This is a genomic window from Actinomycetospora sp. CA-053990 (assembly GCF_050948445.1).
GTDB classification, from domain to species: Bacteria; Actinomycetota; Actinomycetes; order Mycobacteriales; family Pseudonocardiaceae; genus Actinomycetospora; species Actinomycetospora callitridis.
In genome coordinates, this window is the sequence record NZ_CP192043.1 from 2641284 (window position 1) to 2663579 (window position 22296).

The window sequence follows — 22296 nt, forward strand, 5'->3', positions numbered from 1 at the left end:
TGGGTGCACGGCGGCAGCTGGGTGCGCGGCGAGCGCGACGACCGCACCGCGCTCAACCGCTGGCTCGCCGACCGGGGCCACGCCGTCGTCAGCGTCGAGTACCGCCTGCCGCCCCGTCGCCCGTCGGCGAGGGACAGCGGCGCGACGTCGCGGCCGCGGCGGCCTGGGCCGTCGCGCACGCCGCCGAGGAGGACCTCGACCCGGACCGCGTCGTCCTCGCCGGCCAGTCCGCCGGCGCGACGCTCGCGATCAGCACGACTGCGGGGATCCTCGACGGCGACCTCCCGGGAGCGCCGACACCCCGCGCCGTCGTCGCCTACTACCCAGCGACCGACCTGCGCCTGGTCGACCGGTCGCTGCAGGACGCCGTGCTCGGCGGCCGGGCGGCGCAGTACCCCGAGCAGACCCGCGCCTCGTCACCCGTCGACCTCGTCCGCCCCGGCCTCCCGCCGACGCTCGTGGTCCTCGGCTCGGCAGACCACTTCGTCTTCCCCGACCGCGTGCTGGCCTACGACCGCGCCCTGCGCGACGCCGGGGTCCCCGGCCGTCTGGTCGAGGTGCCGCACGCCGACCACGTCTTCGACTACCCCTTCGGCAGCCCGGGCGCCCAGGCCACCCGGCCCGCCGTCGCCGCCTTCCTCGCCGAGCACGTCGGCGTCCGCACCCCGTGATCGTCGAGACCGTCGCCGCGGGCGTGCACCTCGTGCGCGGGTCCGCGGTGAACTGGGTGCTCGTCGTCGACGGGGACGCCGTGACGGTGATCGACGGGGGCTACCCGGGCGACGCCCCGGCGCTCGAGGCGTCCCTCGCCACCGTGGGCCGCGGGCCGGGCGACGTCGTCGCCGCGCTGGTCACCCACGCCCACGTCGACCACGTCGGCGGGCTCGCGCCGCTGGCCGCGCGTGCCGGGTTCCCGGTGCTCACCGGCCCGGCCGAGGTCCGCCACGCCCGGCGCGAGGTCGTCGAGCAGGCGGGTCCCGCCGACGTCGCCCGCCACGCCTGGCGGCCGCGGGTGCTCGCGTGGGCGGTCCACGCCGTGCGGCTCGGGGCACTGCGGACCGTCGCCGTCCCGACCGCGACCGCCCTCGAGGCGCCCCTCGACCTGCCCGGCGCCCCGCTGCCCGTGCCGACCCCGGGGCACACCAGCGGCCACACCGCCTACCTGCTCCCGGAGGCGGGGGTGCTGGTCAGCGGCGACGCCCTGGTCACCGGCCACCCGACGACCGCCCGGACCGGACCGCAGCGCCTGCCGGCGTTCTTCGACCACGACCCGGCCCGGGCCGGGGTCGCCCTCGACGCGCTGGCGCCGCTCGACGCCGGCGTGCTCCTGCCCGGTCACGGGCCCGCCTGGCACGGCACGCCCGAGCAGGCCGTGGCGATCGCACACTCCCGTGACGCGGGAGGGACGTGGTGAACTGCCCCGTATGACCGATCGGGGGACGGACGACACCGACACCACCGCCGCGCAGCAGCCGACCCGCCGCTGGAGCATCGTCGGCCCGGGCATCGTCGTGGCCGCGACCGGCGTCGGGGCGGGCGACCTGGCCGCCACGCTCGTCGCCGGGTCGGAGTTCGGCTACACGCTGCTGTGGGCCGTGGTCCTCGGGGTCGTCGTGAAGATCTCGCTGGCGGAGGCGACGGGACGCTGGCACCTCGCGACGGGCTCGACGATCTTCGCGGGCTGGCGGTCGCTGGGGCCCTGGACGACGGTGTACTTCGTCGTCTACGTCGTCATCTGGGGCTTCGTCTACGGCGCGACGGCGATGACGTCGTCGGCGCTGCCGCTCGCGGCGATGTTCGGCGGCTCGATCCCGGCGTGGGGGATCCCGTGCGGGCTGCTGGGCCTGGTGCTCGTCTGGTTCGGGTCGTACGCGATCTTCGAGAAGATCATGACGGCGCTGGTCGGCGTCATGTTCGTGGTGGTGGTCGGCCTGGCGATCCTGGTGCTCCCGGACGTCCCGGCGATGCTCGCGGGCCTGCTCCCCGTGCTGCCGTCGGGCTCGGCCGTCTACACCCTCGGCCTCGTCGGCGGCGTCGGCGGCACCGTGACGATGGCGGCCTACGGCTACTGGATCAACGCCAAGGGCTGGCGGGACAGCTCGTGGATGCGCGTGATGCGCCTCGACAACCGCGTCGCCTACATCACCACGGGGATCTTCGTGGCGGCGATGCTGGTGGTCGGCGCCGAGCTGCTTTACACCGCGAACATCGCGCTGGTCGAGAGCGACCGCGGCCTGCTCGACCTCGACGAGATCCTCCGGCAGCGCTTCGGCCCGGTGATCGCGACCCTGTTCCTCGTCGGGTTCTTCGCGACGTCGTTCTCGTCCCTGCTCGGGGTGTGGCAGGGCGTGAGCCTCATGGTCACCGACTTCGTCCGCACCCGGCGCGAGGCCGTCGCCCGCACGCCCGAGGAGCTCGCCGCCGCCGGGCAGCTCAGCGAGGACGCGACCCGCAGCGTCCCGTACCGGGCCTACCTGCTGTGGCTGACGTTCCCGCCGATGATCCTGCTGTTCCTCGGCCGCCCGTTCGTCCTGATCGTCGCCTACGGCGCGCTCGGGGCGTTCTTCATGCCGTTCCTGGCGATCACGCTGCTGTGGCTGCTCGGCAGCAAGCGGGCCCCGCGCGAGTGGCGCAACGGCTGGCTGTCGACGACGTTGCTGACCGGCGCCGCGGTGCTCTTCCTCGTCCTCTGCGCCTCGGAGCTGGTGGACACGTTCGGCTGAGTGCTTCGTGCGTGATCAGAACGTCAGGACCAGGCGCCCCCTGACGCCGCCGGCCTCGAGGCGGCGGTGGGCCTCGGGCGCCTGCTCGGCCGGGATCGCATCGGCGACGCGCGGGGTCAGCACGCCCTCCTCGACCTGACGGCGCAGGACGTCCAGCGCGGCGTGGTCGGTCGCGACGTCGCGCACGAGCACCGGGTGCCAGGTGATGCCGCGCTCGTCGGCGCCGCGGTGACCGCGCACGGTGGCGATCTTCCCGCCGTCGCGGACCGCGTCGAGCAGCGCGTCGCCCTGCAGCGACCCGTCGACGAGCGCGTCCACCCCGCCCGGCTGGCTCTCACGGATGCGCGCGGCCACGTCGTCGCCGCGCCGGACGACGACGTCGGCGCCGAGCCCGCGCACCAGCGACTCGTCGCCCTCGGAGGCGTCGGCGACGACGGTGAGCCGGTCGGCCTTCGCGAGCTGCACGACGTAGCCCCCGAGCGCGCCGGCCGCGCCGGTGACGGCGAGCGTCTGCCCGGGCGCCAGCGCGAGGGTGTCGAGCGCGAGGCGCGCGGTCATCGCGTTCATCGGCAGCGTCGCCGCCTCGACGGCCGAGGTCCCCGACGGCGCCCGCACGGCCGACGCGGCCGGCACCACGACGTACTCGGCGTACGCCCCGTGGCTCCCGTCGGGGACGACCACCGCCATCGCGGCGTCGCCGAGGTGGAGCTCGGTGTCGGTGCCCTCGCCGATCTCGTCGACCTCGCCGGCCGCGTCCATGCCGGGCACGTACGGCGGCGGGTCCTTCCGCTGGCGCTCGGCCCGCGTCCCGTCGCGCGCGAGGGTGTCGGTGGGGTTCACCGCCGCCGCCCGCACGCGCAGCCGGACCTCGCCGGGCCCGGCGTGGGGCTCGGGCAGCTCGACGACCTCGAGGGCCTCGGGCCCTCCGTATGAGTTCACTCCGATGGCACGCACGATCAGGACCTACCCGGGTGGGTAGACCAGGACGCGTGACGGCACCCTCGCGACGCTTCCGCGTGATCGAGAGCCCCCTCGGGCCGCTGACCCTGACCTGGGACGACGAGGTCGGCGCCGTGCGCGGCCTGCACGTCCACGACCAGCGCAGCCGCCACCGCCCCGGCCGTGACCCCGACCCGGCCTTCGGCGAGCCCGACGACGGCGCCTGCGGGGCGCTGGACGACCTCGCCGGGGAGCTCGCCGAGTACTTCGCCGGGGAGCGGCGCACGTTCACGCTGCCCGCCGACCCTCCCGGCACCCCGTTCGCCCGGGCCGTCTGGGACGCGTTGCGCGAGGTGCCCTACGGCGCGACGACCACGTACGGGGCGCTCGCGGCGGCGATCGGGAGCCCGCGCGCGGCCCAGGCGGTGGGCACCGCGAACGCCCGGAACCCGGTGAGCCTGCTCGTCCCGTGCCATCGCGTCCTGACCGCGGCGGGGGTTCCCTCGGGTGGGGGACCCGGTATCCAACGCAAGCGTTTGCTCCTGGCCATGGAGCGTGGGACCCCTTGACCGCACCCCTCGCGCGAGTATGTTCAGAGGTGTCGCTGTGGTGCTGATCACACGAGCTGAGGGATGAGCGCACCGCGCACATGACCCAGTTGGATGACCGGGAAGAGGTGATGGATTGGACGCAGGGAATACCCCGCACCGCATCACGAGGACCCGGTCGACCCCGCGCCGTACCGCGCAGGGGAGCTGATCCACACCAGACTCCACGCCGCTGGGCGAGACAAGCGGACGGTGGGACGACCGGGACCGTGCGGGTCCCGAGCTGACACTTCCTCCCAGATACGAGCCGGCGTCCCCCTTCGAGGGGGGCGCCGGTTCGTACGTGTGGGGTCGGTCAGTGCTCGTGATCAACGGGGAGTTCGTCCGCGTAGAAGCAGCGAACCGCCCGTTCGTTGCTGTCTCGGCACCTCAGTAGTGCACGACGCCCCGCTCGCCGCCGCCCGCGCCGATCGCGTCGCCCGTCACCGCGATCGCGCGGGGCGAGGCCAGGAAGACGACGACGTCGGCCACCTCGTCGGCGGTGATGATGCGGCGCAGGCTGGTCCCGGCGGCCAGCTCGGCCCGGACCTCGTCCTCGGAGCGCCCGGTGGCGGCCATCCGGTCGGCCACCATCCCGGTGGTCCTCTCGGTCTCCGTGTAGCCCGGATGGACCACCACGACGCCGATCCCGCGGGGCCCGAGCTCGTCGGCGAGGTTGGCCGTGAGCGCCGCGACGCCCACGTTGCGGACCGTCCCCGCGATCGAGCCGGTGCGCCGCGCGTTGAGCCCCGAGACGTTGACGATCCGGCCCCAGCCCTGCGCGGTCATGTGCGGGGCGACGGCGCGCGCGGTGCGCAGGTAACCGACGACCTTGGTGTCGACGGCGTCGAGCACGGCCTCGTCGGTGAGCTCGGCCAGCGGCGGCACCGGACCCCCGCCGGCAGGCGGAGCGGCGGCGTTGACCAGCACGTCGACCCCGCCGAGCTCGCTCACCGCCCGCTCGACCATCGCCCGGACCGACGCGTCGTCGGTGGTGTCGGCGGTGATCGGCAGCACCGTCGTCGCGGGCCCGGCGGCCCGCACCCGCCCGGCGGCGTGCTCGAGCGCCTCGGCGCCGCGGGCCACGAGCACCACGTGGGCGCCCTCGGTGGCCAGCTGCCGGGCGCAGGCCAGCCCGATGCCGCGCGAGCCGCCGGTGACGATCGCGACGCGGCCGGCGAGTCCGAGATCCATCGGGTCAGCTCCAGTCGTAGAAGCCGCGCCCGGACTTCTGCCCGAGCTCGCCGCGCTCGACCTTGTCGCGCAGCAGCTGCGGCGGGGTGAACCGCGGGCCGAGCTCGCCGGTGAGGTGCTCGGCGATGGCGAGGCGCACGTCCAGCCCGACGACGTCGGTGAGCCGCAGCGGGCCCATCGGCCAGCGGTAGCCGAGCTGCATGCCGGTGTCGATGTCCTCCGGGCTCGCGACGCCCTCCTCGACCATGCGGATGGCCTCGAGCCCCACGGTGAGACCGAGGCGCGAGGTCGCGAAGCCGGGGGCGTCGTTGACGACGATCGCGGTCTTGCCCACCGCCTCGACCCAGCCGCGGGTCTCCGCGGTCGTCTCCTCCGACGTCCCGGGGTGCACCACCAGCTCGACGAGCTTCTGCGCCGGCACCGGGTTGAAGAAGTGCATGCCGATGACGCGGTCGCCGGGCAGGTCGGCGGCGATCGCGCCGATCGACAGCGACGACGTGTTGGACGCCAGGACCGCGGCGGGGCACGCGCGGGCGGCGCCGCCGAGCACGGTCTGCTTGAGGTCGACGCGCTCGGGCACGGCCTCGATCACCAGCGCGGTGTCGTCGGGGAGCTCGTCGACGGACGTGCGCAGCGTCAGGCGGGCGAGCAGGTCGTCGCGCGAGGTGCCCTCGGGGAGCTTGCCGCGCTTCTCCGCGCCGTCGACGCTCGCCTCCACCGCCTGGCGCGCCGCGTCCACGCGGGCCGCGTCGGCCTCCACCAGGACCACCGGGGAGCCGGCGGCGAGCAGGACGTGGGCGATGCCGGCGCCCATCGTCCCGCCGCCGATGACGGCCGTCGTCGGGCGAGAATCCACGGTGCTGTGACCTCCGGAGGTGGTGGGTGCTTGTGGGTGTCTTAGCACGGACACCCGATCACGAGCGCGACAGCGCCGACGCCACGTGGTCGGGCATCAGGACCGCGGCGCGGGCCACGAGGCCCACGAACCGCGTGGTCAGGGCGTCGGGCTCGGCCCCGGTGTAGGCGGCGAGCTCGCGGTCGGCGCTGGGCACCGGTCGCGCGATCGTGCCCGCGAACACCGGCGGGACGATCGCCGCGGGCACCAGGCTGGGCCCGATCCCCGCCGAGGTGAGCAGCGGGGCGACCGCGGTCTGCTCGGTGCGCACCGCGACCCGGGGCCGGTAGCCCGCCCGCTCGCAGGCGTCGATCAGCACGTCGGCCAGCGCGTGGTCCGGCGCGTACTGCACCCACGGCACGTGCTCGAGGCGGCTCAGGGCGATCTCGCCTCCCGCGGGGGACATGACGTCGTCGGCCCCGAGGTTCGGCGGGAGCAGCACCACCATCTCCTCGGTGCCGAGGCTGCGCTGGCGCCCGCGCCACTGCGGCGGCACCGGGCCGACGCCGACGTCGGCCTGCCCCTCCCGCACGGCGGTGGCGAGCGTGTCGCCGTGGCGGTGCTCGAACAGGCGCACGGTGACGTCCGGGTTCTCGGCACGCCAGCGCCGCAGGACGCCGGGCAGCAGGCCGAGGCTCACCGAGTAGACGCACGCGATGCGCAGCTCGCCGCCCTCGGAGCCGGTGACCTGGCGCGCCGCGGCGTTCCCGCGCTCGGCAGCGGTGACCGCGGCGCGGGCGTGGGGGAGGAGCGCCCGCCCGGTCGGGGTGAGAGCCACCGCACGCGGCAGGCGGCTGAAGAGTGACCCACCCAGCTCCTTCTCGAGCGCCGCGATCTGCTGCGAGAGGCCCGGCTGGGTGACGAACAGCCGGTCAGCGGCCCGCGTGAACGATCCCTCGTCGACGACGGCGACGAAGGACTCGAGCTGGCGCAGCGTCGGCATCAGTTCAGCTTATGCGTTGCGGCTCGCATCTTCTTCGACTTATGGCGCCAGCGCACGAACCGTGGACGACGAACGGAAAACCCCACGCACGTCCCCTCGAGGAGCTCCCGTGCCTCTCGCCCTGCTCGCCCTAGCCCTGGGCACCTTCGGCATCGGCACCACCGAGTTCGTGATCATGGGCCTGCTGCCCCAAGTCGCGGGCGACCTCGGCGTCCCGATCAACGACGCCGGCCACCTGATCTCGGCCTACGCCGCCGGCGTCGTCGTCGGCGCGCCCCTGCTCGCCGCCGCGACCGTGAAACTGCCCCGCCGCCCCGTCCTCATCGGCCTCATGAGCGTGTTCGCCGTCGGCAACCTGCTCTCGGCGCTCGCGCCGGGCATGACGTCGCTGCTCGCCGTCCGCTTCCTCACCGGTCTGCCGCACGGTGCGTTCTTCGGCGCCGCCTCGGTGGCCGCCGCCTCCATGGTCGGCCGCGACCGGCGCGCCACCGCGGTCTCCCGGGTGTTCCTCGGGCTCACGATCGCCAACGTCGTCGGCGTCCCGCTGGGCACGCTGCTCGGCCAGGAGGCCGGGTGGCGCGCGACCTTCGCCGTCGTCGGCGTCATCGGCCTGGTCGCCGTCGCCGCCGTCGCCGCGTTCGTCCCCCGCGCCGACCCGAGCGCCACCGGCCCCGGCGCCCTGACCCGCGAGGTCCGGACCCTGCGCCACCCCCAGGTCGTGCTCTCGCTCGCCGCGGTGATCTTCGGCTTCGGCGCGATGTTCGCCTGCTACAGCTACGTCTCCCCGATGCTCACCGAGGTCGGCGGCTTCTCCACCGCCACGGTCACCCTGCTGCTCGCGGTGGTCGGCCTGGGCATGACCGCCGGCTCGGTGCTCGGCGGGCGCGCCGCCGACCGCGCCCCGATGTCCACCCTCTACGTCTGCCTGGTCGCGCTGGCCGGGGTGCTCGTCAGCTTCGTCGTCACCGTGCACCACCCGGTGCTCGCGGTGCTCTCGCTCTTCGGCGCCGGCATGTTCTCGCTGGCCCTGGGCCCGGCGATCCAGACGCGCATCCTCGACCTCGTCGGCGACGCGCCGACCATGGCGTCGGCGGCGATCCAGTCGGCGTCGAACGTCGCGAACTCCCTGGGCGCCTGGCTCGGCGGCATGGTGATCGCCGCGGGCCTGGGCTACCTCGCGCCCGCCCTCGTCGGCGCGGTCCTCGCCGTGGTCGGCCTCGCGGTGCTCGGGCTCTCCGGCGGCCTCGAGGTCCGCGGCCGCCGCCGCGAGTCCCGCGAGCCGGTAGCCGTGCCCGAGCCGGAGCCCTTCATCGAGCCCCAGCCGGAGCCCGCGCCCCAGCCCGCGCCCCAGCCCGCCCTCGCCGCCGCCTGACCCCTCCGTGGGTGAAGTTCCCGGCTATAGCCGGGAACTTCACTCACGGGGCATCAGAGCGCCGCGACCAGCAGCACCGGCACGCTCAGGAACGTCGTGAGCAGCGCGGCGTCGCGCGCCAGGGCCACGCCGGTGTCGAAGCGCACGGCGTAGCCGAAGACGTTCTGCGCGGTCGGCAGGGCGGCGCTCACGACCACCGCGAGCAGCGCCGGGCCGCTCAGCCCGAACGCCGACCCGATGGCCCAGGCCAGCACCGGGTGCACGAGGTTCTTGAGCACGATCACCGCCGACAGGCACACGACGTCGTCGTCACGACCCGGCCGCTGGGCGTGCGCCAGCGACAGCCCGAACGCCAGCAGCATCGCCGGCACCGCCAGGTCGGCCAGCAGTTCGATCGGCGCGAGCAGCCCCTCGGGCGGCCGGAGACCGGCGAGGTTGCAGCCGAGGCCTGCGGCCGTGGCCAGCAGCAACGGGTTGCGCAGCGGGGCCAGCAGCGACCCGGCGACCCCGGGCCGCTCGCCGCGCCGGTGCGTGGCGACGACGTCGAGCAGCGTGGTGTACGTCGGCGTCAGCACGGCGAGCTGGAAGATCAGCGACGGCGCGATCTCGGCGGCGCTGCCCAGCGCGTAGGTGGCGATCGGGAGCCCGAGGTTGCCGGCGTTGAGGTAGCCGCTGGCCATCGACCCGACCACGGTCTCGCCGACCGGCCGGCGTCGCAGCATCCCGACCGGCACGTAGAGCGCGCACACCGTCAGCGCCGCGAGCGCGGTGACCACCAGGCCCGTCGAGAGCACCCGCGCCACGTCGGCGCGCAGGAGCGTGACGTAGAGCAGCGCCGGGGTGGCGACGAAGAACGCCGTGCGCGAGAGCGTCTCGGTGGCCGAGTCGGGCAGCAGCCCGAGCCGCCCGACGAGCAGCCCGACGGCCACGATCACCGCGATGACGAGGAAGCCCTCGAGCACCCCGCTCACCCGGCGATCACCGCCCGAGCCTAGGAGCGCGAGCGGGCGGACGTGCCCTACGGTCCTGTGACCATGGGCATCCTCGATCGCTTCCGACTCGACGACCGCGTCGCCGTGGTCACCGGCGCGTCCTCCGGGCTGGGGGCGGTCTTCGCCACCGCGCTCGCCGAGGCGGGCGCCGACGTCGTGCTCGGCGCCCGGCGCACCGAGAAGCTGCAGGACACGCGCAAGGCCGTCGAGGCGCTCGGTCGCCGCGTGGTCGCCGTGGGCACCGACGTCGCCAAGCCCGAGGACTGCCAGGCGCTCGTGGACGCCGGGATGAGCGAGTTCGGGCGCGTCGACATCCTGGTCAACAACGCCGGCCTCGGCACCGCCTACCCCGCGACGAAGGAGACCCCGGAGCAGTTCCGCGAGGTCATCGACGTCAACCTCAACGGCTGCTACTGGATGGCGCAGGCGGCCGGGAAGGTGATGCAGCCCGGCAGCAGCATCGTCAACGTCTCCAGCATCCTCGCGCTCACCACCGCCGGGCTCCCGCAGGCCGCGTACTCCGCGTCGAAGGCCGGGCTCATCGGCCTCACCCGCGACCTGGCCCAGCAGTGGACCCCGCGCAAGGGCATCCGCGTGAACGCCCTCGCGCCCGGCTTCTTCACCTCGGAGATGACCGACAGCTACGCCGAGGGCTACCTCGAGAAGATGATGCCGCGCGTCCTCGCCGGGCGGATCGGGGATCCGCAGGAGCTCGCCGCGGCCCTGGTCTTCCTCGTCTCCGACGCGGGGTCCTACGTCACGGGCACCACGATCACGGTCGACGGCGGCGTCACGCAGACCTGAGGGGTTCGCCGCGGCTCCCGCGCCGGGTACCTCCGTGGCCATGGACGACACTCTCGACGAGGAGCAGAAGCAGATCGCCCGGGCGGTGCTCGAGCGCGAGGGCCGGGGGTTCGCCGAGGAGATCGGTCTCCGGCGCACGAACAACCCCGCGGGGCTGTTCGACCTGCTGGTCACCGCCGTCCTCGTGGCGCCGCGCGGCGAGACCACGGAGGTGGCCCGGGCCGCGCACGAGGTGACCAACCGGTGGCACACCGCCGCCGACCTCGCGGACGCGGACGAGCAGGACGTGGCCAAGGAGCTGGGTGCGGCCGTCGAGGGCGACGACCGGGCCGACGGCGACGACAGCGCCTCCGGCGACGCCGGGACGCTGCGGGCGCTCGCGGTGGCCGTCCGCGACACCTGGGACGGCGACCTGCGCCGCCTGCGCGAGGAGGCCGGGCAGGACCCCGGCCGGGAGCGCGCGCTGCTCACCGACCTGCCCGGCGTCGACGACGCTGTCGCCGACGTCTTCCTGCGCGAGGTGCAGGTGCTCTGGGACGAGGTCTCCCCGTTCGCCGACGATCGGGCCCTGCGCGCGGCGTCGACCCTCGGGCTGGGGGAGTCCGCCGACGACCTCGCGCGCTACGGCGGCGGCGCCGAGAAGGTCGGCCGCCTCGCCGGGGCGCTCGCGCGCATCGAGATCGAGGGCTCCCACGAGGAGGTCCGCCGGGCGGCGTCCTCGGCCTGACCCACGAGGGCCTGAGGCGGGTCACGGCGCCGCGCCGGCCCCCGTCGTCTCCGCGGCGGCCAGGGCGGCCGGCAGCACCCGCGCGGCCTCGAGCAGACTCGGCCCGTACCAGGTGAGCAACCGCCCGCTGACCAGCGCGGACGGGGCCGCGAACGACTCGGGTCCGTCGTCGGCGGTGAAGCGGTACGGCTCGTCGGGCAGCACGACGAGGTCGTGCGCCGGCAGGTCCGCCGGGTCGAACCGGGGGTAGCGCTCCGGGCTGTCGCCGAGCACGTTCTCGATGCCGAGACGGGCGAGCACGGCGCCGGTGAAGGTGTCCGAGCCGACCGCCATCCACGGCTTGCGCCAGATCGGCACGACGGCGCGGCGCGGGCCGTCGGGCAGCGGCAGGGTGTCCCACGCGGCCCGGGCGCCGTCGATCCACGCGGGCCGCTCGAGGCCGCAGGCGGCGAGCATCCGCTCCAGCGAGCGCAGCGCGCCGTCGACCGTCCGGATGTCGGTGACGTACACGGCGACGCCGGCCTCGCGGAGCTTGTCGAGCTCCTCGGGCTTGTTCTCCTCGGCGTTGGCCAGCACGAGGTCCGGGCGCAGCGCGACGATCGTCTCGATGTCGGGGTTCTTCGTGCCCCGCACGCGCGTGACCCCGTGCTCGTCGAGGTCGTCGGGGTGGGTGCACCAGTCGGTCGCGCCCACGAGGAGGCCCGGGGCGGTCACGGCGAGCGCCTCGGTGAGCGAGGGGACGAGGCTGACCACCCGGTCGACGGAGTCGGGGAGCCCGACGCGGCGGTCTTGATCGTCGACGACGTCCATGCCCCCAGGGTGCCACCCGAAGTCATCCGATACCGTCGGTACCGCCATCTTCCCCGTGACCGGAGGCACCGTGGACCGTTGGGCGTCGGGCATCGACACGGCCTGGCTGCAGCTCGAGCAGCCGACGAACCGCATGGTCGTGCACGGGGTGCTGTTCTGCGACGGACCGGTGGACGTCGCGACGGTGCGCGAGCGGGTGGCGCAGCGGTGGGTCGCGGTCTACCCGGGCTTCCGGCAGCGGCCGACCTGGCCCGCCGGCGGTCTCGGTCCGGTCCGGTGGGTCGACGACGAGCCCGACCTCGCCGCGCACGTCGACACGGTGGACCTCGCCGCGCCGGGCGACGACGCCGCGCTGGCCGCGCACGTCGGCACCCTGATGTCGCGCCCGCTGCCGACCGACCGGCCCTGGTGGGCGATCCACGTGCTCACCGGCTACCGCGGGGCGGAGGGCGCGGGCGAGGACGGCTCCGCGGTGCTCGTGAGCATCCACCACGGGCTCGCCGACGGCGTCGCGCTCAACCACCTCTTCCACGCCCTCGCCGACGACCCGCCCGGCACCGACGAGGGCACCCCGGTGGCCTACGCCGCGCCCCCGAAGCGCCGCCGCGGGGTCCGCGACGTCCGGCTCGTCCGTCGGGAGCTCCCGCAGCGGCTCTCGCGGCTGGGGCGCACGGTCGCCCGCTGGCCGAGTCCGGAGGGCCGCGAGGAGCTCGCCGCGACGGGCAGCGCGATCGGGCACTCGACCGCGCTCATCGTCCGCCCGCCCGCCGAGGCCGAGACCGCGCTGCAGGGCGAGCTGGGCACCGCGAAGTCCGCCCGCTGGACCCGGGCCGTCGACCTCGATGCGGTCAAGGCCGTCGGCAAGGAGCACGGGGCGAGCGTCAACGACGTGCTGTGCGCGGCGATCTCGGGCGCGCTGCGGGAGTACCTGGGCGAGGACAGTCCCCGCCTGCGTGCGGTGATGCCGACCAACCTGCGCCGCCTCGACCGCCCGGTGTCGCACTGGCTGGGCAACGAGTTCGGCCTCGTGCTCCCGACCATCCCCACCGACGAGCCGGACCCGGGCCGCCGCGTGGAGCGGATGCACCGCGTGATGTCCTCGATCAAGCGGACCAACCAGGCCCTGGCGACCTTCATCGGCATCGCCACGGCGGGCCACGGCCGCGCCGCCTGGACCCAGGGCCTCGTGCGTCGCTACGCCGAGGCCGCGAGCCTCATCATCACGAACGTCCCGGGTCCCGTCCGGGAGCTCGAGATCGCCGGGACGCGCGTGCGCGACCTGCTGTTCTGGGTGCCGTGCTCCGGGCAGCTCGCGCTGGGCGTGAGCATCCTGAGCTACGCGGGCCGCGTGCGTCTCGGGATCGCGGCGGACGACGCCGTGCTGGGCGGCGCCGAGGGCGTCGACCGCTTCCTGGCCGCGCTCGACGGGGAGCTCTCAGCACTCCTGGCTTAGATCGCGGGCGACCTCGCAGGCCGACGCGGTGTCCGGGTCCACCTCGGCCACGCGTTGCAGGAGGCCGCGCAGGACGTCCTGCTCCTCGGGCGTCAACGGGGCGAGGACGTGCTGCTCGGCCTCGCGCAGCCGGCGCTCGAGGTCGCACAGGCGCGCGCCGCCGGCCTCGGTGAGCACCACGCGGCGGGCCCGGCGGTCGGCCGGGTCGGGACGGCGCTCGACGAGGCCCGCGGCCTGCAGCTCGTCGATCAGGTAGGTCATCACCGTGCGGTCGACGCCGAGCTTCTGGGCCAGCGCGAGCTGGGTGCTCGACTCCTCGCGCGCCGCCGCGACGAGCACCTGGTAGCCGCGCGGGCCCCCGGGCAGGCCCGCGACCTGCTCCTGCGCCACCCGCAGGTGAGCGCGGGCGACCCGGCCGAGCGCCCAGCCGAGGTCGGACTCGACGCGCTGCGGAGTGGCCACGGTCTCACGATACGCGATCTCACCACCCTTCTGTTGACACGATAGTCTGTCGAGCAGAACATCTAAGCGACAGCACGTCGCGATCCGGAGGTCGTCCCCATGTCCCTGTTCCGCCTGGACAGCAGCATCCGCACCGAGGGCTCGGTGAGCCGCGAGGTCGCCGACACCGTCGAGCAGACGTGGCTCGAGCAGCACCCGGGGAGGACGGTCGTCCGGCGCGACGTCGGCCGCGAACCCCTGCCCGTCGACCTCTGGACGACGGCCATGGGTGCCGGCGCGACGCCGGAGGCCGACCGCACACCCGAGCAGCGCGCGGCGGTCGCCCTGGTGGGCGAGCTGGCCGACGAGGTCGTCGCCGCCGACGCGCTCGTCATCGGCTCGCCCCTCTACAACTTCGGCATCGCCGCCCACCTCAAGGCGTGGGTGGACGTGCTCATCACCGACCCGCGCTTCGCGCCCGGGAACCAGCCGCTCGCCGGGCGCCCCGTCGCACTGGTGGTCTCGCGCGGCGGCGGCTACGGGCCCGGCACCCCGCGCGAGGGCTGGGACCACGGCACCGGCTGGCTGGTCCGGATCCTCGGCGACGTGTGGGGCGGCGACGTCACGGTCATCGAGGCCGAGCTGACCCTCGCCGACACCGTGCCGGCGATGGCCGAGCTGCGCCCCCTGGCCGCCCGCGTGCGCGCCCAGGCCCACGAGACCGCGGGGACGTGGCTCGTGGCGTCCTGAGGTGCGGAGCGCACCTGACTACATCGAGCGGCGGTACTGCCCGCCCACCTCGAAGAACGCGTCGGTGAGCTGGCCCAGGGTGCAGACACGGGCGGCGGAGACGAGCTCGGCGAAGACGTTGCCGCCCGAGGTGGCCGCGTCCTGGAGCCGGCGCAGCGCCTCGGGGGCGGCGTCGGCGTTCCGCGACTGGAAGTCCTCGACGCGCTGCAGCTGCGAGTTCTTCTCCTCCTCGGTGCCGCGGGAGAGCTCGAGCTCCGGCGCCTCCTGCTCGGCGTCCTCGGGGGGCAGGAAGGTGTTGACGCCCACCAGCGGCAGCGTGCCGTCGTGCTTGCGCGACTCGTACAGCATCGACTCGTCCTGGATCTTGCCGCGCTGGTAGCCGGTCTCCATGGCGCCCAGCACGCCGCCGCGCTCGGCGATCGAGTCGAACTCCTTGAGCACGGCCTCCTCGACGAGGTCGGTCAGCTCGTCGATGACGAACGACCCCTGCAGCGGGTTCTCGTTCATCGAGAGGCCCCACTCGCGGTTGATGATCAGCTGGATGGCCAGCGCGCGGCGCACCGACTCCTGCGACGGGGTGGTGACGGCCTCGTCATAGGCGTTGGTGTGCAGGGAGTTCGCGTTGTCGTAGAGCGCGCACAGCGCCTGGAGCGTCGTGCGGATGTCGTTGAAGTTCATCTCCTGCGCGTGCAGCGACCTTCCCGAGGTCTGCACGTGGTACTTCAGCTTCTGGCTGCGCTCGCTGGCGCCGTAGCGCTCCCGCATCGCGACCGCCCAGATGCGTCGGGCCACGCGGCCGATCACGGAGTACTCCGCGTCCATGCCGTTCGAGAAGAAGAACGACAGGTTCGGGGCGAAATCGTCGATGTCCATCCCGCGCGCGAGATAGGACTCGACGTAGGTGAAGCCGTTCGCCAGCGTGAAGGCCAGCTGGCTGATGGGGTTCGCCCCGGCCTCGGCGATGTGGTAGCCGGAGATCGACACCGAGTAGAAGTTGCGGACCTTGTTCTCGATGAACCACTGCTGGATGTCGGCCATCATCCGCAGCGAGAACTCGGTGGAGAAGATGCAGGTGTTCTGGCCCTGGTCCTCCTTGAGGATGTCGGCCTGCACCGTGCCGCGGACGTTCTGGAACGCGTGGGCGGCGAGCTCGGCGCGCTCGTCCTCCGACGGCGCGCGGCCCTCGCGCTCGGTGAACGCGTCGACCTGCTGGTCGACCGCGGTGTTGAGGTAGAAGGCGAGGATCGCCGGCGCCGGCCCGTTGATCGTCATCGAGACCGAGGTGGTCGGCGAGGTCAGGTCGAACCCGGAGTAGAGCACCTTCATGTCGTCCAGCGACGCGATCGACACCCCGGAGGTGCCGACCTTGCCGTAGACGTCGGGCGGGGTCGCCGGGTCGTGGCCGTAGAGCGTCACCGAGTCGAACGCGGTCGACAGGCGCTTGGCCGGCGAGTCCTGCGAGAGGTAGTGGAACCGGCGGTTGGTGCGGAACGCGTCGCCCTCGCCGGCGAACATCCGGGCCGGGTCCTCGCCCTCGCGCTTGAACGCGAACACCCCGGCGGTGAACGGGAAGTACCCCGGCAGGTTCTCCCGCCGCAGGAAGCGCAGGATCTCCTCGTCGGCGGTGTACGGCGGCAGCGAGACGCGGTTGACCTTGTTGCCCGAGAGCGTCTCGCGGGTCAGCTGCGTGCGCAGCTCCTTGTCGCGCACGTGGACGACCATCTCGTCGCCGGCGTAGGCCTCCACCGTCGCGGGCCAGGCGTCCAGCAGCGCCGCAGCCTCGCCCGGCAGGTCGCGCTCCGCCTCGGCGAGCACGTCCGGCAGCACGCCGGCGTCGCGGTCGCCGAGGGCCTCGGTGGCCCGGCGCAGCGCCTGGCGCTTCTGTGCGGCCGCGACCATCGACTCGGTGCCGCGGTGGTAGTCGCGCACCGTGCCGGCGATGTCGGCGAGGTAGCGGGCGCGCTCGGGCGGGATGGAGGCGGCGTAGTCGGTCGACGTCTTCGTGTCGGGGATCGTCAGGCGCCCGTCGCCCACCGAGAGGCCGAGCCCCGCGAGCATCGAGCGCAGGTGCCCGTAGAGCGCGGTGACGCCGTCGTCGTGGAAGGTCGCGGCGCTGGTGCCGTAGACCGGCATGTCCTCCCACGAGGAGATGAACGCGTCGCGGTTGCGGACGAGCTGGCGGGCGACGTCCCGGCGGGCGTCGTCGGCGCCGCGGCGCTCGAACTTGTTGATCGCCACGACGTCGGCGAAGTCCAGCATGTCGATCTTCTCGAGCTGCGAGGCGGCACCGAACTCGGGCGTCATGACGTACAGGGACGCGTCGACGTGGTCGACGATCCCGGCGTCGCCCTGGCCGATGCCGGGGGTCTCCACGATGACGAGGTCGACCCCCGAGGCGCGCAGCAGCGCGATCGCGTCGGCGAGGTGCTCCGGCAGCGTGCCGCCCGAGTTCGACCCCTTCTGGCTGCGCGAGGCCATCGAGCGGAAGTAGACCTGCGGCCCGCCGAGGGAGTTCATGCGGATGCGGTCGCCGAGCAGCGCGCCCCCGCCCTTGCGCCGCGTCGGGTCGACGGCCAGCACCGCGATCCGGAGCTTGTCCTCCTGGTCGAGGCGGAAGCGGCGCACGAGCTCGTCGGTCAGCGACGACTTGCCCGACCCGCCGGTGCCGGTGATGCCGAGCACCGGGACGGGCCGACCCTCGAGCGTCGACGCGGCGCGCGTGCGGATCTCGTCGGGCAGCTGCCCGGCCTCGGCCACCGAGAGGGCGCGGGCGAGCGTGGCCGGCTCGCCGGCGAAGACACCGTCCCAGCTCGACGGGGGCTGCGCGCCGAGGTCGACGTCGCAGGTCCGGATCATCGTGTTGATCATCCCCGGCAGGCCCATGCGCTGGCCGTCGGTGGGGGAGAAGATGTGCTCGACGCCGTGGGCGTGCAGGCGGTCGATCTCGTCCTGGACGATGACGCCCCCGCCGCCGCCGTAGACCTTCACGTGACCCGCGCCGCGTTCGCGCAGCAGGTCCACGAGGTAGCTGAAGTACTCGACGTGCCCGCCCTGGTACGAGCTGATGGCGACGCCGTGCGCGTCCTCCTGGATCGCGGCCGTGACCACCTCGTCGACCGAGCGGTTGTGCCCGAGGTGGATCACCTCGGCGCCCTGCCGCTGCAGGATCCGCCGCATGATGTTGATCGCCGCGTCGTGCCCGTCGAACAGGCTCGCGGCGGTGACGAAGCGGATCGGGTGGGTCGGGACGTACAGCTCGTCCGTCATCGTTCCTCGCAGTACGGGTCGGCGGGCCTCGCCGCAAATAGTAGGACGTCAAAGTGTTTGCCGTCGAGCGACGCGCATCACTCACGGAGTGAAGCTGACATTGCGCCGAACGAGTGAAGGCTGGTCTCAGCAAAGCCGGAGCTGATTACTCTGCGTGCCACGCGCTCCGGGCTCGCCCTCGGGGCGCGACCCCCGCACCCTGCCCTCCCCGGGAGACCGCCATGACCACCACCGTCCCGCCGTTCGGCTCCTCCGCCCCCGAGGGCGACCCCTCGTCGCGTCCGACCCAGGTGGTCGGTCAGCTCCCGGAGTCGGCTCAGGACACCGCCGTCGGACGAGCGCCGGCGTCCCCACCCGGCTACGCGCCGCCGGGTCAGGGGTGGGGCCAGCCTGCTCCCGGCTGGCAGGCCGGCGGCTACCCGCCGCCCGGCTACGGCCCGGCGGGGTTCGGCCAGCCCGGCTACGGCCCACCCGGCCAGTCACCCACGAGCGCGATGCCGGGCGCGGGCTACGGCCCGCCGCCCGCACCCCGCAAGCGCGGCTGGATCGGCTGGCTGCTGGGCGGGATCGCCCTCGTGGTCGTCGCCGGCATCGTGGGCGCCGTCGTGCTGCTCTCCGGCGGCGGCACGATGATCGGGGTGTCGTCGGGCGCGGTCGCGATCCCCGACGCCGACCCGGCGGGCGTCACCAGCGGGATCACCCTCGACGGCTCCGGCGCGGTCCAGAACGTGCACGTCGAGGCGACGATCACGCACCCCTACACCTGCGACCTCACGGTCACCCTGATCTCGCCCCAGGGCACGCCGGTCGAGGTCGCGAACCCGGCGACCTGCACCCGCGCCGACCCGAACCTCGCCGTGGACCTCGACAGCGCGACGCCGGGCAGCCCGCTCGCACCGCTCGTGGGCCAGGCCGCCGGCGGGGAGTGGCGCCTGCAGGTCGTCGACGGGGTCGGCATCGACCAGGGCACGCTCACCGGCTGGGGCCTGACCGTCCAGAGCGACTGAGCTCCGGGCGCCTCGGCTCACGTCGCCGTGCGCTCGGCCTGCAGGGCGAGGACGCCGACGAGCGAGCCGGCGCCGAGCATCTCGCCGGCCAGGGTGAGACGCACGGCCTCGGCGAACGGGATCCACCGCGCCCGGCCCGGCTCGAGGGGGTCGAGCGGGACGTCGCCGCGCACCGCGCCGGTCCAGAGGTGCACCGACATCGGCGCGACCGCGGTGCCGGGCAGGGGCTCGAACGCGAGGAGCGTGCGCCCCGGACCGCTGGGCCGCCACCCGGTCTCCTCGGCGGCTTCCCGCGAGGCCGCGGTCATGGGATCCTCACCCGGATCGACGACGCCGCCGGGGAGCTCCCACCCGTCCTGGTCGACCACGTGACGGTGCGTGCGGAGGACGAGGAGCCGGTCCTCGCCGTCGAGCACGAGCGCAACCGCCGCAGCGGGAACTATTACCCGATCCTGCCGGAATCGGTCCCCGGCCGGCGCAGTAACGTCCTCCACTTGCACACTCAGTGTACGTCCGTCGTAGACGGTGTGACGCGAATGGACGATCCAGGAATGGTCCGGTTGCGGAGTGTCCTCGTTCATGTGGCCGGGTAACTGGCAGTCCCCAAGGCTTGCTCACTGCACCACCAAGGAGAAAAGTTGATCATTCTCGGCGTCATCCTCATCATCATCGGGGCCGTCACCGGCATCTCGATCCTCTACACGATCGGCGCGATCCTCGCGGTCGTCGGTCTCGTGCTGACGATCCTGGGTGCCGTCGGCCGTGGCGTGGGTGGCCGCAAGACCTACTTCTAGTTCGACCCGGATATCCCGGTGGCCCGTCCCCGTACCCAGGGGACGGGCCGCACGTCGTCCCGGCTTCGTCCGAGGTCTCCTCTCAGGCCGCGCGGCGTTCCCGCTCGAGCCGCGCGACGATCTCGCCCGCCGGTTCCTCGGTGATGGCCCGCCAGCCGGTCCCGGCCCACAGGTGCAGTCCGTCGGGGTCCCCGGCCGCCGACGCCGCGGCCCGCAGCGGCCGGGTCAGGTGGTGCAGCTCCGGATAGGCCGGAGGAGCCGCCGCCGAGTGCGCGTCGCTGAAGGCGTTGGCCAGCGCCCGCGCCGGTCGCCCCGTGAAGGCCCGGGTGACGACGGTGTCGCGCGACCAGCTCAGCAGGGCCGCCCGGTGGGTGGCCGACGTGCCGGCTTCGGGGCAGCCCAGGAACGCGGTGCCCAGCGCCGCGGCGACCGCTCCTTCGGCGAGGACCCGCGCCACACCGGCGCCGTCGGTGATCCCGCCCGCGGCGAACAGCGGCAGGTCCGTCGCCGCGCGCACCGCCGGGAGCAGGCGCGCGAGCGGCGCGGCGCCCGCCTCGGGGTCGCCGCCGCCGTCGTGGTGCACGCCCCGGTGCCCGCCGGCCTCGGCGCCCTGCACCCACAGCGCGTCGAAGCCCTGCGCCGCGGCCGCCCGGGCCTCGTCCACCGACGTCACCGTGGCCATCAGCGCCGCGCCCGTGTCCCGCAGCGCCGCGAACCGCGCGGGCGAGGGCAGCGCGAAGGTCACCGACACCACCGCCGGGCGGTGCCGCGCCAGCACCGCGATCTTCGCGTCGACGGCGTCGTCGTCGGTGCGGGGCTCGCCCAGCGCCACGCCCTCCGCTCGGCCTCGCCGCGCAGGTCCTCGGCGTAGGCGGCGACCGCCGCGGCGCGCCCGTCGGGGTCGGGGTCGGGGTCCGCGGGCAGGAAGAGGTTGGCGGCCAGGGGGCGGCCACGACAGGAGGCGAGCTGCTCGTCGAACGCGTCCGCGCTCAGGTAGCCGCCCGCCAGGAACCCCAGCCCGCCGGCGTCGCCGACCGCGGCGACGAGGGCAGGGGTGGACGGGCCGCCTGCCATCGGCGCGGCGACGACGGGGACGTCGAGAGAGGGCAGATCCGGCACGCCCGGCATCGTGCCCGAGAACGGAGGGGAGCGCGGGAAGCTCAGCCCTCGCCGCGGAACGGGAACTCGCGCACCGACTCCCACGGCCCGCCGCGGTAGCGCCAGAGCGCGAGGCCGGTGACCGTCGCCGGGTACGGGGCGTGCGACGCGACGAGCTCGGCGAGCGTCGCCTTCGCGGTCTCCGGGTCGACCTTGTTCTGCACCGTGACGTGGTGGTGCGGGCGCCGGCTGTCCTGGCGGGTGAGGTCGCCGGCGAAGCGCCGGGCGATCGCCGCGTGCACGGCGTCCAGCCCGGGGGCCTCGATCCGGTAGGCGACGCCGCGCCCGAGCGCGAACGGTGCCCGGACCCGGCCGGCGATCGGGGGGCGCGCCGTGAGCTCGTCCAGCGCGGCGACCACCTCATCGGCGCGACCGCCCGGCAGGGCGTGGAACAGCGTCAGGTGCGCGCCGACGACGAGGCGCTTCGACGGGAAGAGGCGCTGGCGTTGCGCGTCGAGCCCGGCCTGCGTCTCGGTGTCGAGCAGGGCCGAGACGATCAGTGGATCGGTGTCGGTCACGGTCCCGTGCGCCACCCCTGCGGGTCGTCCCATGCCTGCAGACTGCGCCGGCTGGTGAAGTGGCGCATCTCGCCGGTGCGCGGGTCGGGGAACGACAGCTCGCGCGCCAGCAGCTGCAGCGGCGCGCGGAAGTCGTCGAGCGGGACGTCGCGGACCTCGGGGTAGAACGGGTCCCCGAGGATCGGCAGGCCGAGCGAGGCCATGTGCACCCGCAGCTGGTGGGTGCGCCCGGTACGGGGTGTGAGGAGGTAGCGCGCCCGCCCCTCCCGGGCGTCGAGCAGCTCGACCAGCGTCTCGGCGTTCGGCTCGCCCGGCACCTCCTGCGCGGTGACGACACCCCGTTCCTTGACGATCCGGCTCCGCACGACGCGCGGCAGGTCGACGTCCGGGTCGAGCGGAGCTACGGCCTCGTAGGCCTTCGCGACCCGCCGGTCGCGGAAGAGGTTCTGGTACGTCCCGCGTCGCGACGGGTCGACGACGAGCAGCAGCAGCCCGGCCGTCACGCGGTCCAGCCGGTGCGCGGGGCTCAGCGCCGGCAGCCCGAGCCGCTCGCGGAGGCGGACGAGCACGGTCTCGCGCACGTGGCGGCCGCGGGGGATCGTGGCGAGGAAGTGCGGCTTGTCGACGACGACGATCTCGTCGTCGCGGTGCACGACGTCGATGTCGAACGGCACCGGCGCCTCGTCGGGGAGATCGCGGTGGAACCACACCACCGACCGCGGCACGAACGGCGTCGCAGGGCCCAGCGGGCCGTCGTGGTCGACGATGCGCCCCTCGGCGAGCATCGCGTCGACCCGGGCGGGCGGCACCGGGAGCCGCTCGACGAGGTGATCGCGCAGCGTCGCCCAGGGCCCCTCGTCGGGCATCCGCACCCGCGCCGGGTCGAGCCCGTGGCGCTGGGGGAGCGGGGGGTCGCGACGGG

General features: G+C 74.3%; 24 protein-coding genes and 1 pseudogene. 12 read left to right on the forward strand and 13 right to left on the reverse strand.

Annotation, left to right across the window (positions count from 1 at the left end; all coding sequences use genetic code 11):
- Positions 1-3: 3 nt before the first annotated feature.
- The 4 genes and pseudogenes from ACQPYN_RS13490 to ACQPYN_RS13505 form a co-directional block, all read left to right on the forward strand.
- Positions 4-51: pseudogene (locus tag ACQPYN_RS13490) on the forward strand (hypothetical protein); the annotation flags it as partial.
- An 8-nt stretch (positions 52-59) separates the two neighbouring features.
- Entirely contained in the window at positions 60-671 is a 612-nt protein-coding gene (locus ACQPYN_RS13495; RefSeq protein ID WP_433038873.1) for an alpha/beta hydrolase, read from the forward strand.
- A complete protein-coding gene (locus ACQPYN_RS13500) occupies positions 668-1414 on the forward strand; it encodes an MBL fold metallo-hydrolase (protein WP_433037635.1) in 747 nt (248 codons plus the stop codon). The genes ACQPYN_RS13495 and ACQPYN_RS13500 overlap by 4 nt, the downstream gene beginning before the upstream one ends.
- A 10-nt stretch (positions 1415-1424) precedes the next feature.
- On the forward strand, positions 1425-2723 hold the full coding sequence (locus ACQPYN_RS13505) for an Nramp family divalent metal transporter (RefSeq protein WP_433037637.1): 1299 nt from the start codon (positions 1425-1427) through the stop codon (positions 2721-2723).
- Between the two features lie 15 nt (positions 2724-2738).
- Here ACQPYN_RS13505 and ACQPYN_RS13510 read toward each other — a convergent pair whose 3' ends face one another.
- Positions 2739-3677 (reverse strand): NADP-dependent oxidoreductase, encoded by a 939-nt coding sequence (locus tag ACQPYN_RS13510; protein ID WP_433037639.1) that lies wholly within the window; start codon positions 3675-3677, stop codon positions 2739-2741.
- Positions 3678-3712: 35 nt separating this feature from the next.
- On the opposite strand from ACQPYN_RS13510, the gene ACQPYN_RS13515 reads away from it, so the two are divergent.
- The gene (locus ACQPYN_RS13515; protein WP_433037641.1) at positions 3713-4231 is read left to right on the forward strand and encodes a methylated-DNA--[protein]-cysteine S-methyltransferase; all 519 of its coding nucleotides are present in this window, start codon (positions 3713-3715) and stop codon (positions 4229-4231) included.
- 408 nt (positions 4232-4639) lie between these two features.
- On the opposite strand, the gene ACQPYN_RS13520 is transcribed toward ACQPYN_RS13515, so the two are convergent.
- From ACQPYN_RS13520 to ACQPYN_RS13530, 3 genes are read right to left on the reverse strand one after another with little or no spacing between them, the layout of a single operon-like run.
- Positions 4640-5443, reverse strand: coding sequence for an SDR family NAD(P)-dependent oxidoreductase (locus tag ACQPYN_RS13520; RefSeq protein WP_433037643.1), 804 nt, complete (start codon positions 5441-5443; stop codon positions 4640-4642).
- A 4-nt stretch (positions 5444-5447) separates the two neighbouring features.
- Positions 5448-6299 (reverse strand): 3-hydroxyacyl-CoA dehydrogenase family protein, encoded by an 852-nt coding sequence (locus tag ACQPYN_RS13525; RefSeq protein ID WP_433037645.1) that lies wholly within the window; start codon positions 6297-6299, stop codon positions 5448-5450.
- A gap of 58 nt (positions 6300-6357) precedes the next feature.
- Positions 6358-7281 (reverse strand): LysR family transcriptional regulator, encoded by a 924-nt coding sequence (locus ACQPYN_RS13530; protein WP_433037647.1) that lies wholly within the window; start codon positions 7279-7281, stop codon positions 6358-6360.
- A gap of 109 nt (positions 7282-7390) precedes the next feature.
- Here ACQPYN_RS13530 and ACQPYN_RS13535 point away from each other — a divergent pair, with 109 nt between their 5' ends.
- The gene (locus tag ACQPYN_RS13535; RefSeq protein ID WP_433037649.1) at positions 7391-8653 is read left to right on the forward strand and encodes an MFS transporter; all 1263 of its coding nucleotides are present in this window, start codon (positions 7391-7393) and stop codon (positions 8651-8653) included.
- Positions 8654-8706: 53 nt separating this feature from the next.
- Here ACQPYN_RS13535 and ACQPYN_RS13540 read toward each other — a convergent pair whose 3' ends face one another.
- The gene (locus ACQPYN_RS13540; protein WP_433037651.1) at positions 8707-9624 is read right to left on the reverse strand and encodes an AEC family transporter; all 918 of its coding nucleotides are present in this window, start codon (positions 9622-9624) and stop codon (positions 8707-8709) included.
- Positions 9625-9687: 63 nt separating this feature from the next.
- Between ACQPYN_RS13540 and ACQPYN_RS13545 the strand changes: the two genes are divergently transcribed.
- The gene (locus tag ACQPYN_RS13545; RefSeq protein ID WP_433037653.1) at positions 9688-10449 is read left to right on the forward strand and encodes an SDR family NAD(P)-dependent oxidoreductase; all 762 of its coding nucleotides are present in this window, start codon (positions 9688-9690) and stop codon (positions 10447-10449) included.
- A 40-nt stretch (positions 10450-10489) separates the two neighbouring features.
- Entirely contained in the window at positions 10490-11176 is a 687-nt protein-coding gene (locus tag ACQPYN_RS13550; protein WP_433037655.1) for a hypothetical protein, read from the forward strand.
- Between the two features lie 21 nt (positions 11177-11197).
- On the opposite strand, the gene ACQPYN_RS13555 is transcribed toward ACQPYN_RS13550, so the two are convergent.
- A complete protein-coding gene (locus tag ACQPYN_RS13555; protein ID WP_433037657.1) occupies positions 11198-11986 on the reverse strand; it encodes a helical backbone metal receptor in 789 nt (262 codons plus the stop codon).
- Positions 11987-12041: 55 nt separating this feature from the next.
- Between ACQPYN_RS13555 and ACQPYN_RS13560 the strand changes: the two genes are divergently transcribed.
- Complete coding sequence (locus tag ACQPYN_RS13560) at positions 12042-13439, forward strand: wax ester/triacylglycerol synthase domain-containing protein (RefSeq protein WP_433037659.1); 1398 nt, start codon at positions 12042-12044, stop codon at positions 13437-13439.
- On the opposite strand, the gene ACQPYN_RS13565 is transcribed toward ACQPYN_RS13560, so the two are convergent.
- Positions 13422-13901 carry a MarR family winged helix-turn-helix transcriptional regulator gene (locus ACQPYN_RS13565; RefSeq protein WP_433037661.1) on the reverse strand — a complete coding sequence of 160 codons (480 nt, stop codon included), beginning with the start codon at positions 13899-13901 and terminating at the stop codon, positions 13422-13424. The two genes, ACQPYN_RS13560 and ACQPYN_RS13565, sit on opposite strands and share 18 nt — an antisense overlap.
- Before the next feature lie 99 nt (positions 13902-14000).
- Here ACQPYN_RS13565 and ACQPYN_RS13570 point away from each other — a divergent pair, with 99 nt between their 5' ends.
- A complete protein-coding gene (locus ACQPYN_RS13570) occupies positions 14001-14630 on the forward strand; it encodes an FMN-dependent NADH-azoreductase (RefSeq protein ID WP_433037663.1) in 630 nt (209 codons plus the stop codon).
- Positions 14631-14648: 18 nt separating this feature from the next.
- Here ACQPYN_RS13570 and icmF read toward each other — a convergent pair whose 3' ends face one another.
- The gene (icmF, locus tag ACQPYN_RS13575) at positions 14649-17897 is read right to left on the reverse strand and encodes a fused isobutyryl-CoA mutase/GTPase IcmF (RefSeq protein ID WP_433037665.1); all 3249 of its coding nucleotides are present in this window, start codon (positions 17895-17897) and stop codon (positions 14649-14651) included.
- A gap of 221 nt (positions 17898-18118) precedes the next feature.
- On the opposite strand from icmF, the gene ACQPYN_RS13580 reads away from it, so the two are divergent.
- On the forward strand, positions 18119-18904 hold the full coding sequence (locus ACQPYN_RS13580; protein ID WP_433037667.1) for a proprotein convertase P-domain-containing protein: 786 nt from the start codon (positions 18119-18121) through the stop codon (positions 18902-18904).
- Between the two features lie 17 nt (positions 18905-18921).
- Here ACQPYN_RS13580 and ACQPYN_RS13585 read toward each other — a convergent pair whose 3' ends face one another.
- On the reverse strand, positions 18922-19485 hold the full coding sequence (locus tag ACQPYN_RS13585; protein WP_433037669.1) for an NUDIX domain-containing protein: 564 nt from the start codon (positions 19483-19485) through the stop codon (positions 18922-18924).
- 57 nt (positions 19486-19542) lie between these two features.
- Here ACQPYN_RS13585 and ACQPYN_RS13590 point away from each other — a divergent pair, with 57 nt between their 5' ends.
- Positions 19543-19698 carry a hypothetical protein gene (locus tag ACQPYN_RS13590; RefSeq protein WP_274192176.1) on the forward strand — a complete coding sequence of 52 codons (156 nt, stop codon included), beginning with the start codon at positions 19543-19545 and terminating at the stop codon, positions 19696-19698.
- Positions 19699-19780: 82 nt separating this feature from the next.
- Here ACQPYN_RS13590 and ACQPYN_RS13595 read toward each other — a convergent pair whose 3' ends face one another.
- The 4 genes from ACQPYN_RS13595 to ACQPYN_RS13610 are packed head-to-tail and all read right to left on the reverse strand — an operon-like array spanning position 19781 to position 22240.
- A complete protein-coding gene (locus tag ACQPYN_RS13595) occupies positions 19781-20530 on the reverse strand; it encodes an NAD(P)H-dependent flavin oxidoreductase (protein WP_433037671.1) in 750 nt (249 codons plus the stop codon).
- Positions 20440-20817 carry a nitronate monooxygenase gene (locus ACQPYN_RS13600; RefSeq protein ID WP_433037673.1) on the reverse strand — a complete coding sequence of 126 codons (378 nt, stop codon included), beginning with the start codon at positions 20815-20817 and terminating at the stop codon, positions 20440-20442. The genes ACQPYN_RS13595 and ACQPYN_RS13600 overlap by 91 nt, the downstream gene beginning before the upstream one ends.
- Before the next feature lie 41 nt (positions 20818-20858).
- Positions 20859-21374 carry a 2'-5' RNA ligase family protein gene (locus ACQPYN_RS13605; RefSeq protein WP_433037675.1) on the reverse strand — a complete coding sequence of 172 codons (516 nt, stop codon included), beginning with the start codon at positions 21372-21374 and terminating at the stop codon, positions 20859-20861.
- The gene (locus tag ACQPYN_RS13610; protein ID WP_433038875.1) at positions 21371-22240 is read right to left on the reverse strand and encodes a pseudouridine synthase; all 870 of its coding nucleotides are present in this window, start codon (positions 22238-22240) and stop codon (positions 21371-21373) included. The genes ACQPYN_RS13605 and ACQPYN_RS13610 overlap by 4 nt, the downstream gene beginning before the upstream one ends.
- Positions 22241-22296: the final 56 nt, after the last annotated feature.